The organism is Kitasatospora sp. NPDC127121 (assembly GCF_042677305.1).
In the GTDB taxonomy this organism is placed as follows: domain Bacteria; phylum Actinomycetota; class Actinomycetes; order Streptomycetales; family Streptomycetaceae; genus Kitasatospora.
This window is the reverse complement of record NZ_JBHXTQ010000020.1, coordinates 92,959-102,130: the sequence shown is the minus strand read 5'-3', so window position 1 is coordinate 102,130 and position 9,172 is coordinate 92,959. Positions and strand designations below refer to the sequence as shown.

General features: G+C 70.4%; 9 protein-coding genes. 4 read left to right on the top strand and 5 right to left on the bottom strand.

Going from position 1 to position 9,172, the window contains the following annotated elements; all coding sequences use genetic code 11:
• Positions 1-83 precede the first annotated feature (83 nt).
• From ACFVHI_RS13460 to ACFVHI_RS13440, 5 genes are all read right to left on the bottom strand, one after another.
• Complete coding sequence (locus ACFVHI_RS13460; protein WP_159398335.1) at positions 84-686, bottom strand: hypothetical protein; 603 nt, start codon at positions 684-686, stop codon at positions 84-86.
• A gap of 287 nt (positions 687-973) precedes the next feature.
• On the bottom strand, positions 974-1,324 hold the full coding sequence (locus ACFVHI_RS13455; protein WP_380338769.1) for a hypothetical protein: 351 nt from the start codon (positions 1,322-1,324) through the stop codon (positions 974-976).
• Between the two features lie 407 nt (positions 1,325-1,731).
• On the bottom strand, positions 1,732-2,106 hold the full coding sequence (locus ACFVHI_RS13450; RefSeq protein ID WP_380338766.1) for a hypothetical protein: 375 nt from the start codon (positions 2,104-2,106) through the stop codon (positions 1,732-1,734).
• A 357-nt stretch (positions 2,107-2,463) separates the two neighbouring features.
• Positions 2,464-3,153, bottom strand: coding sequence for a response regulator transcription factor (locus ACFVHI_RS13445; protein WP_363376532.1), 690 nt, complete (start codon positions 3,151-3,153; stop codon positions 2,464-2,466).
• Positions 3,150-4,277: a sensor histidine kinase gene (locus tag ACFVHI_RS13440; RefSeq protein WP_380338764.1), complete on the bottom strand. Its 1,128-nt coding sequence runs from the start codon at positions 4,275-4,277 to the stop codon at positions 3,150-3,152. The genes ACFVHI_RS13445 and ACFVHI_RS13440 overlap by 4 nt, the downstream gene beginning before the upstream one ends.
• 166 nt (positions 4,278-4,443) lie before the next feature.
• On the opposite strand from ACFVHI_RS13440, the gene ACFVHI_RS13435 reads away from it, so the two are divergent.
• The 4 genes from ACFVHI_RS13435 to ACFVHI_RS13420 all read left to right on the top strand — a co-directional run bounded on the left by ACFVHI_RS13435 (position 4,444) and on the right by ACFVHI_RS13420 (position 8,506).
• Positions 4,444-5,634 (top strand): alpha/beta hydrolase family protein, encoded by a 1,191-nt coding sequence (locus tag ACFVHI_RS13435; protein WP_380338763.1) that lies wholly within the window; start codon positions 4,444-4,446, stop codon positions 5,632-5,634.
• Positions 5,635-6,442: 808 nt separating this feature from the next.
• On the top strand, positions 6,443-7,414 hold the full coding sequence (locus tag ACFVHI_RS13430; protein WP_063346282.1) for an aldo/keto reductase: 972 nt from the start codon (positions 6,443-6,445) through the stop codon (positions 7,412-7,414).
• A 16-nt stretch (positions 7,415-7,430) separates the two neighbouring features.
• The gene (locus tag ACFVHI_RS13425; protein WP_380338760.1) at positions 7,431-8,021 is read left to right on the top strand and encodes a hypothetical protein; all 591 of its coding nucleotides are present in this window, start codon (positions 7,431-7,433) and stop codon (positions 8,019-8,021) included.
• 320 nt (positions 8,022-8,341) lie between these two features.
• Positions 8,342-8,506 carry a hypothetical protein gene (locus tag ACFVHI_RS13420; protein ID WP_380338757.1) on the top strand — a complete coding sequence of 55 codons (165 nt, stop codon included), beginning with the start codon at positions 8,342-8,344 and terminating at the stop codon, positions 8,504-8,506.
• The last annotated feature ends 666 nt before the right edge of the window (positions 8,507-9,172 follow it).

Here is a 9,172-nt window from a genome sequence, read left to right as displayed (position 1 = left end):
GGCGGAGGGCAAGGGTCGCCAGCCGCCGATGGCCGTCACCCCCGCTGGGTGACGGCCACCGAACAGGGCTCACACCGTGGTCACTAGCACGACCACGGCGTGGTGACGTGGCCCGTCACGGTGTCCACCGCCACCGTCCTGCCCTCGCTGGGAATGCAGAAGTAGTAGGTGGGATGCGGGTTCTGCACGACGGGCTCATTGAGGTACAGGGGCTTGAACGCGCCGGTGTGCCCGGCCTTGACGGCCAGATCGTGGGCCTGGACCTCCGTCATGGTGAACGGGGAGATGGCCTGGATCCCGATCGGGACGCTCCACGGCTGCGTGCTCTGGTACTGACCGGTGGTCGAGTACTTGTACTCGAAGGACGGCTCCGAGCCCTTGGCCCGGAAGCGGATCCACCAGGCCTGGACGTCATTGGGGTTGGTCGTGGGTGTCAGCAGGACGGCGTCCGCGTCGTAGAACTGCGAGCCGGGGTGCTCCTGCTGCGCCTTCACCTTGGCCTCCCGCACGATCTGTGTGAGCGGGAGATGGGGTGCCGCGCTGGCGGTGGACGGGGCGATCGGCAACAGCGACAGGGCCGTGGCGGTCGCGGCGAGCCCGATCCGTGCCCGACGGCGGTGGCGTGATGTCCGGCACCCGTTCAGTGCGGGTGTCGCGGGCGTGCGGGCGGTGCGTGTGGTGTTCATGTCCTTCATCTCCTTCGACCCGGACCCTGCGTGGTCACGGTGGAAGTCGACTGCCGGGTTCGGCGTGAGCGGTGGCCGACGGGCGAGAGGTCCTCGGCCGGGCTCCGCGGGATGCAGCCTCCCGGGGTCCAACGGTAGGAGGGTCTCCGGGCGCCGTCTCCTGGCCGTCATCCTCGCTGAGCCGAACAGGTGAACCTCTCACCCGGAGCGATGCCCGTCCGGGGTTTCGCCGCGCGGTCCCGGCCGGTGGGCCCGATCCTGTGCCGCTCCTTGATCATCGCTGACTGTTACAAGGTGGTGACACGATCTTCTCGAAGTAGGCGTCCCAGCCGACGAGCCTGTAGATCGTCCTTCAGGCTGCGCTCCACCCACTCCAGGGCGATGTAGTACCGCTCCAGAACCGGGTCCCAGCCCGACTCCAGCATCCGCACGATATGAGGGTGCTCGACAGCTTTGAGTGCGGCGGTCTCCCGTTCCAGGAAGACCTTGATGATTTCGTCGTCGCGCCGCTTGAGTAACTTGATCGCCGCGAACTGCCTGTCACTGTCGCTATTTGCCGTGTCGACGGCCTTTCGCACCTTCGACAGACCGCCGCTGCGCGCGCTGTCTCCCACCAGCAGGAAGCGATCGTTGATCACATGCGGTCCCACACATGCTCCTCGTCCAGCACCGGCGTCAACTACCGGTCCGGCCATCCTGCCAGCCCAGGACTCCTCGGTTGGATGGTTCGGCAGATCCGGGCTTGATCGTGGCCAACTCCTCGATGACTACAGTGCCCGACGCTCGACCAACTCATCGCTTATCTTCGGCTTGTTGGGGAGAGCTGTAGCCGAGGCCGTGGTCGACGGCATCGGAGGCAGCCAATCCGGTGGCCCGCAGGGTGGCCACTTCGGAGTGTCAGGGTGGCCCACTCGTGGTCGAGGGCATCCACGGCGGTGCTACCAGCAGCCGACGGTAGAGGCTAGCGCCGTAGCCGCTCCCCCGCACGGAAGCGGCCCGTCGAATCTGTCGATGACGGCCGCCAGTTGCTCGTCCGCTTCGCGATCTACGCCGACCTTCCAGCGCGGTCCAGCTTCGATACTCGTGCTTCGATTTCGGCGGGCAGGTACCAGCCTTCGATGGTGGGTGTCATGTAGAGGCGGGCCTTGAGGCCGAGGAGGAGTTGGCGACGGTGTTCCTGGTCGGCCTGGGCCCAGGCATCCGCGAAGGTCTGGCCGGTCTCGACTTCCACCCAGGCGGAGGGGCGTTGTGGGAGGGCGGCGAGCCGGCGGCGTTCGTCGACGAAGGTTTCGAGGGCTTCGTCCTCGCGCGCTGACCCCAGCCCGCCGGCTACGCACCCGCCCGGCCGCAGTCCGGCCGGGCGGGCCCCGGCACCGGCGTCGCACCAGCCCTGTCCGCCGACGCAACGGTGGTGGGCCACCCGGCAGCCGCAGGCCGGCGGTGCGGACGGGTTCCTGTTCTGCCGCTACCCGGAAGCGGCAACAACGTCCTGCCGCTCCCCGGTGACTGCGGTGCCAGGAGCGGTGGTGGTGACGCTGCCACCCCCGGTGGGCAGCCACAGCCCAGCGGTACGGGGCGGTGCGCGCCGCGTCCGGTGGCACGGGCTTCGGCCCGGCGGCCGGTGAGCTGCCCCCAGTCGCCGCCCCGCCCTCCGGGTTCTCGGTGCCGTCGACGAAGCCCAGCGGGTTGCGGTCGTCGAAGTCGCGGAAGCCGTGCACGGAGTCTACGCACCACCGGGGAAGTCCCCTTCAGGTCCACCATCCCAGCCGGTGAGGCGTCAGCCTGTGGACGGGAGGTTCCCACCTGCGGTGACCATGCCTGTCTCATAGGCGATGACGACCATCTGGGCCCGGTCATGGGCGTGGAGCTTGGCCAGCAGCCGCCGGACGTGTGTCTTGACGGTCGCGATGCTCAGCCCCAGATGCTCGGCGATCACGTGGTTGGGCAGTCCCCGGGCCACCAATCGGAGGACTTCCCGTTCCCGTGGGGTCACGCCCGCTAGCTCCCGGGCGAGTCGCGGGCGCGGCTCGTGGCGTCCGGCGAACTCGCGGATCAGACGGCGGGTGACCGCGGGCGCGAGCAGGGCGTCGCCGGAGGCGACCACCCGCAGGGCTGTCAGCAGGTCGGCGGGGAGGATGTCCTTCAGGATGAATCCGCTGGCTCCGCCGCGGAGTGCCGCGTACACGTACTCGTCCAGGTCGAACGTGGTGAGGACCAGCACACGGGTGCCGACGGCGTCCGGGTCCGCGCAGATGCGCCGGGTGGCCTCCAGACCGTCCATGCCCGGCATCCGGATGTCCATCAACACGACGTCGGGCCGCAGCCGCAGGGCGAGTTCGACGGCCTGCTCGCCGCTGACGGCCTCGCCCGCGACGGTGAGGTCCGGCACGCTCTCGATGAGCAGGCGGAAGCCCGCCCGCAACAGCGCCTGGTCATCGGCGATCAGAACCTGGACCGGCCGGTTCACCGTGCTGCCTCCGATCCGCAGGGCAGCCGCGCATGCACCCGGAATCCGCCCGTCGCCAGGGGGCCGGCGGAGAGGGTCCCGCCGCACATGGCCGCCCGCTCCCGCATCCCGATGAGTCCGTGCCCGCCGCCAGGACGCCGGGACGGGAGCCGGGACGGCGCGTCGTTGACGACCTCGATCTCGACCGCCTCGGGACCCATCCGGGACAGCTTCACCCGGCAGTCCGCCGATCCCGCGTGCCTGACGACATTGGTGAGGGCTTCCTGAACGATCCGGTAGACCGCCAGTTCCACACCCGGGGGGAGCGGTGGATCCGGGTCGACGGACAGCTCCACGCGCGGGCCCGCGCCGGCCGCGAGCGCGGGAAGGTCCGCCAGACCGGAGGCGGACCCCAACTCGGCTCCGTCACCGGGTGATCGCAGAACGCCGAGCATGCGGCGCATCTCGGTGAGCGCCGTCCGGCCCGCCGTCCCGACCAGTGCGAGGGTCCGCTCGGCCTCCTGCGGGTTGGTGGAGGCCACCGCACGGGCCACCTCGGCCCGTACCGCGATGACAGTCAGATGATGGGCCACCACGTCGTGGAGTTCGCGGGCGATCCGCAGGCGCTCGTCCGTCACGGCCTGCCGGGCGGCGAGTTCCGCGTACGACCGCTGCTCTCTCAGCGCGGTGCCCACCAGCCAGGGCAGGGTCATCATCAAAGACGCGAAGACGACGCCCCACGCGACCCCGGAGGCCGGGACCGGTCGCGGTACGAGGGCCATGGCCGCCGCGACGGCGCCCAGCGAGCAGCCGAGCGCCGTCGCGGACCGGCGCCCCGGTTCCCGCGCCGCCACCGTGTACAGGGCGGCCCCGACCGGGACCCAGGACTCCTCCCATCCGGTGAACGCCATGGCGAAGACCGCTCCGGCCAGGACCATGTACAGAACCCGGACGGGCCGTCTACGCCGTACCGCGACCGGCAGCCAGACCACCGCCGCCACGGCTCCCGCGCCCCAGCCACCGCTGCGCGTCTCGCTCGCGCCGAACGCCAGGGCGAGGAGCACGACCGCGACCGTGTCCACGCCGTGCCACTGTCCGTCCCGCAGACGTCTGGCCACCAGCGGCCGTGACTCCCCGTCGCCCATGCCGGCCACGCTATCCAAACGGGGCCCGGGGCCCGTCAGCCCGGAGGACGTCATCCCGCGGGCTGAGTCATCCGCGCGGCCGATGCCCGTCGTACCCTCCTGGGCTGACACCGGGTTACTCCCCGGGGGCGAAGCCGCCGGGCTCATCGGACGGAACAGTGGAGCCATGAATCGGAGAACACTGCTGTCCTCGTGCGCCGGACTGGCCGCCGCCATGATCCCGGGTCCGCTCGCGCCGGTGGCCGCCGCGCGACCGGGGCAGGAGGAACCCGTGCGGTTCCAGCTGCCCGCCCCGAACGGACCGTACCCGCTGGGTACGATCGCGCTGCACCTGGCCGACACCGCGCGGCCGGACCCCTGGGTGCCCTCCCGCCCCTGCCGTGAGCTGATGATCAGCATCTGGTACCCCGCCCGCGGCCGCGCGGCCTGCCCCACCGTTCCCTGGATGCCTCCGGCGGCGGCCGACCGGTACCTGGCCCTCGTCGGCCTGCCTCCCGGCCGGGTACGACTGGGAGGCACCCACGGCCACGAGGGCGCTCCCGTCGGCGGCCCACCAGGCCCCCTGCCCGTCGTGCTCTACTCTCCCGGCGCCAACGCGTCACGGTCGTTCGGCACCGGCGTCGTCGAGGATCTCGCCAGTCACGGCTTTCTGGTGGTCACCGTCGACCACACCTACGACGCGGCGGCGGTCGCCTTCCCCGGCGGACGCGTCGAGACGAATCCGCCGGGCGGGATCAGCGACTACGCCAAGGCCCTCGCGGTCCGTACCGCCGACATCCGCTTCGTCCTGGACCGGCTCGCCGTCCTCCGCGCGGGCGGCCACCCCGGCGTCTGCCGCACCCCGCTGCCCCCCGGCCTGCGCGGGGCGCCCGACCTGCGGCGCGTCGGGATGCTCGGCCACTCCCTGGGCGGCGCCACCACCGCCGCGACGATGCTCACCGACGGACGGATCACGGCGGGCATGAGCCTGGACGGGGGCGCGGCCGGCCCGGTGGTAGCCGCCGGGCTCGACCGTCCGTTCCTGGTCGTGGACACCCCGGGCAAGGGCAGCATGGAGAACAACCCCGCCCTGCGCGCGTTCTGGTCGCGTCTGCGCGGCTGGCGCCTGCACCTGACCGTACGGGGAGCCGCGCACCAGTCGTTCGGCGACGACGAGCTGATCCTGCCGCTGATCGCCCCTCTCCTGGGCATGTCACCGCCCGACCTGGAGGACGAGGTCGGGACGATTCCCGGGCACCGGGCACAGGCGTTCCAACGCGCCTACCCGCGAGCCTTCTTCGACCTCCACCTCCGCGACCAGGGGCGGCTGCTCGACGGTCCCTCCCCCGACTTCCCCGAGGTCGACTACGCCCGGTGAACACCTTGGCGCCGGTCCCGCCCGTCTGGGCTCCGAGGTACGACGCCGCGGCGCTCACCGGGCGGGGTCCAGCGAGGGAGGGTCGTCGGTGTCCTCGGCTTCGCAGGGAGGATCACGACCCGGGAAATCCTGCGGGGCGACGCCTCCACCATCCCGACAGGGGAGCGGCGCCCTGGACGGAGCACGGCCCTGCTCTCGGCGACGGAGGTGAGGATGCCGGGAGGGTTCCTTTGAGGACTTCGACGACGTGGATCTTCGAAAGGGGCTCTCGGTAGCCTTCACCTGCGCCCCGGAAGCGATCACTCCGCCGCGAAGTCGGTGGAGGCCTGTGTCGAGCGCGCCGCCACCCATGCCGGTCGCTGGTCCGACCCCGCGCCCTTCGCCCGAACTCCCTTGGCAGGAAGGCGATCCAGCCTCGCGGCATGCGAAGGCCATGCACACCAGGGCGGTGGACGCGCGGACCACCCGCGCCTACGGCCTGCGACCCACGACCCGGCCGCGACCCGCCTCGGCCCGGTAACCACCGGGGGCGGCCTCGCCGTCGAGCTGTTCGAGCGCAGAACGACGGCGCAGGCGCACACCCCGACCACGACGGAATCCAGCCGACGCCTCGGCATGGCATCGGACCAGAAGGTAGTATCGGTTTCCACACTGACTGAATATCAAGTGCACGCTATTCATTGGACATTGCTGTCGGGGGCGTCAGCCGACCCCTCAGGTGGGGGGTGCGCCGAGTCGCGCCCCCCTGCGCCCCACCCTCCGCACCGGAACCGACCACCGAAACCGGTAAGAACCCAGAAGGCGTCCATTGGTTACCATCGCAGACTCCGAGCTCGACGTCTTTCCACTCTGCCTCGGCGGCAGCGTCTTCGGATGGACCGTCGACGAGCGGACATCCTTCCGCGTCCTCGACGCCTACGCCGCCGCGGGCGGGAACTTCATCGACACCGCCGACTCCTATTCCCAGTGGGCCCCCGGAAACACCGGCGGGGAGTCCGAGTCCATCCTCGGCAACTGGCTGGCCGCGCGCGGTCAGCGGGACCGTTTCGTCATCGCCACCAAGGTAGGCCGACTGAACGGACTGTCCGGGCTCACGGCGAAGGTCGTTCACCAGGCCGTGGAGGAATCCCTGCGCCGTCTGCGGACGGATCATATCGACCTCTACTACACGCACGCGGACGACCCGGAAACTCCCCTCGAAGAGACCCTCGCCGCACTCGACACACTGATCGTGGCAGGGAAGGTGCGCCATATCGGCGCCTCGAACATCAGCGGCCCCAGGCTGGCTGAATCCCTTGAGGTTTCGAAGCGTTCGGGGCTCGCCTCGTACGTGGCGGTCCAGCCTCCCTACAACCTCATGGAGCGCGAGCCCTTCGAGAGCGGGATCGCCCCGGTCTGCGAGCGCGAGGGCGTCTCCTGCGTCCCGTACTTCGCCCTGGCGCAGGGCTTCCTGACGGGCAAGTACCGCGAAGGCGCACCCGCCGTTCCCAGCGTCCGCAGCGACGCGGCACGACCGTACGGCGAAACGCCCCGCGGCCGCACGGTGCTCCGGACGCTGGACACGATCGCCTCCGAGCACGACACCGCCCCCGCCGCGGTGGCCCTGGCCTGGCTGAGGGCGCAGCCCCATGTCGTCGCTCCGCTCGCCAGCAGCAGGACGCCCGAGCAGCTCGCCGAACTGACCCCGGGAGCGACCCTGGAACTCTCCCCGGCCGAGGTTCACTCGCTGGACCTCGCTTCACGGACCACCGCGGCGGACCACCATGCGCATGTCGGCTGAAGGAGGAGGAGCCGCCGTGACCCTCACCCCCCACACCGCCCTGATCGGATTCGACGCCGTCAAGTCGTTCATCTCGGTAGCGCGCGATGAATACGAGGCCTGTACCCCGCAGGAACCACCCTCCTGTTTCGCCCTCCTGCTCGGCACCGTCGACGACGGTGTCGCGGCCATCACCTCGGTCCAGTTCGCGACCAACGTCCGTGCCACCGACCCGATGGCGCTCGAAGAGTTCTCGAGCTCCATAGAGCCGTGCTTCGGAAGCGCCTACCGAAACCCCCGCCGGGGATTCTGGTGCAGCTCGCAGGATCTGCTTCGTATTCACCGGCAGGCGGACCGTGACGGGGCCGAGATCCTGGGCTCCATCCATCTGCATCCCGACTGGCACCGGATCGGCCCACCCGAAGAGCGAGGGCTGCGAATAAGCGAGGAGCCGACACCGATGGACCGCTACATGCTCGACAACAGTCGGTACCCGGTGAACATGATCTGCTATCTGGAATCCGGCCCACAGGGGGTTTCCGCCGCACTCGCGGCATGGGGCCCTCCTCCCGAGGGAGAGGTCGCGGCGCCATGCCCCCGCCTCCTTCTGAGGTTCAGCGTGTCCTGAGGAACGGCAGGCTCACCCCTCGCCACCGGCGGGACTCCGCCCCGGTCACGCTCGCGGATGTGACCGGGGCGGGGCCGCCCGTCCACCCCTGGGTGAGTACCGCCGGAACGGGGCCGTCGGGGCGGACGGTGGTGCTGTAGGCGGCGCTGGTGGGGGTGGAGGAACAGCCCGGTCGGCGTGGTCGCGGTGGCCTCGTGCCCGGCGACCGGCAGGGTGACCCGCTCGTCCCGGATGAACGTGTCGTGCCGGAGCATCATGGCCCCGATCCGGGGGCCCGACACCGTACCGCCCGCTGCCTGGGGGCCGGCGAGTCAACCCCGTTGGTCGACAACGACGCGGCGTGGAGAATTGATTATCTGATGGTCAGTCAGAACCTTGCGGACACCTGCACCAAGGCCTACATCGAACGCCCCGCCTCCTCTGCCGATCGATGGAGCAACCACGCACCGGTGACCGCCGTCTTCGACCTTGACCAACTCCTGTAGCACCGACGGGAAGTCGGACGACTGGCTTCTGATGCCTCGGCCGTCGCGCTGCTTGATTCGGGCGACGACCGAGACTGCCACCGGCCTGCGGCTGGATCGCGCCGCCATCCGTGCTTCGGAGTGATGGTCAGCTGACGCTCCAGAAAAATCGTTTTGTAAAGGCCAAGGCCGTCTCGCCGCAGCTTGGGCGACGAATGGCATCGACGCCCATGCGCAGGACCTGCCGGTGTTCTGTCGCTTCCTCCGCGAGCCCCGGACCGGGAAGTCGACCCACCCGACCCGACCGCGCCACCGGAGCAGCAGATGTTGCCAAGGTCGAGACCGCCGACCGACTCGCACCCGCACCCATCGCTGAGACCCAAAACGCCACCGGCAGGGGGCACGCCAGGGTCCCGGCCGGCCGCCAAGCGGAGCACCCCTCGTCCGGCCACGCCGCCCAGGCCGCCGACCTGGTGACCCGTTTCGAGCGGGCCAAGGCCGCAGACGACGTGTCTGCCGCGACCTCGATCCGTGAGGAGTCGGTGCGCGCCCTCGGCGCACCCGGGGTACCGGGCTCGACGGCCAAAACGCTTCGACGGCTTCTGAGGAACCTGCACAAATGGATCGGTTCGCACGAGGCCGGCGACGTCCTGGCGGGGGCTTGTCCGCGGCAACGGGCCGGGTAGA

Bases quoted from the DNA above. Each gene is read 5' to 3' on its own strand.
- ACFVHI_RS13435 (WP_380338763.1), top strand. From the start codon at position 4,444: ATGAATCGGAGAACACTGCTGTCCTCGTGCGCCGGACTGGCCGCCGCC.
- ACFVHI_RS13440 (WP_380338764.1), bottom strand. From the start codon at position 4,277: ATGGGCGACGGGGAGTCACGGCCGCTGGTGGCCAGACGTCTGCGGGAC.
- ACFVHI_RS13460 (WP_159398335.1), bottom strand. From the start codon at position 686: ATGAACACCACACGCACCGCCCGCACGCCCGCGACACCCGCACTGAAC.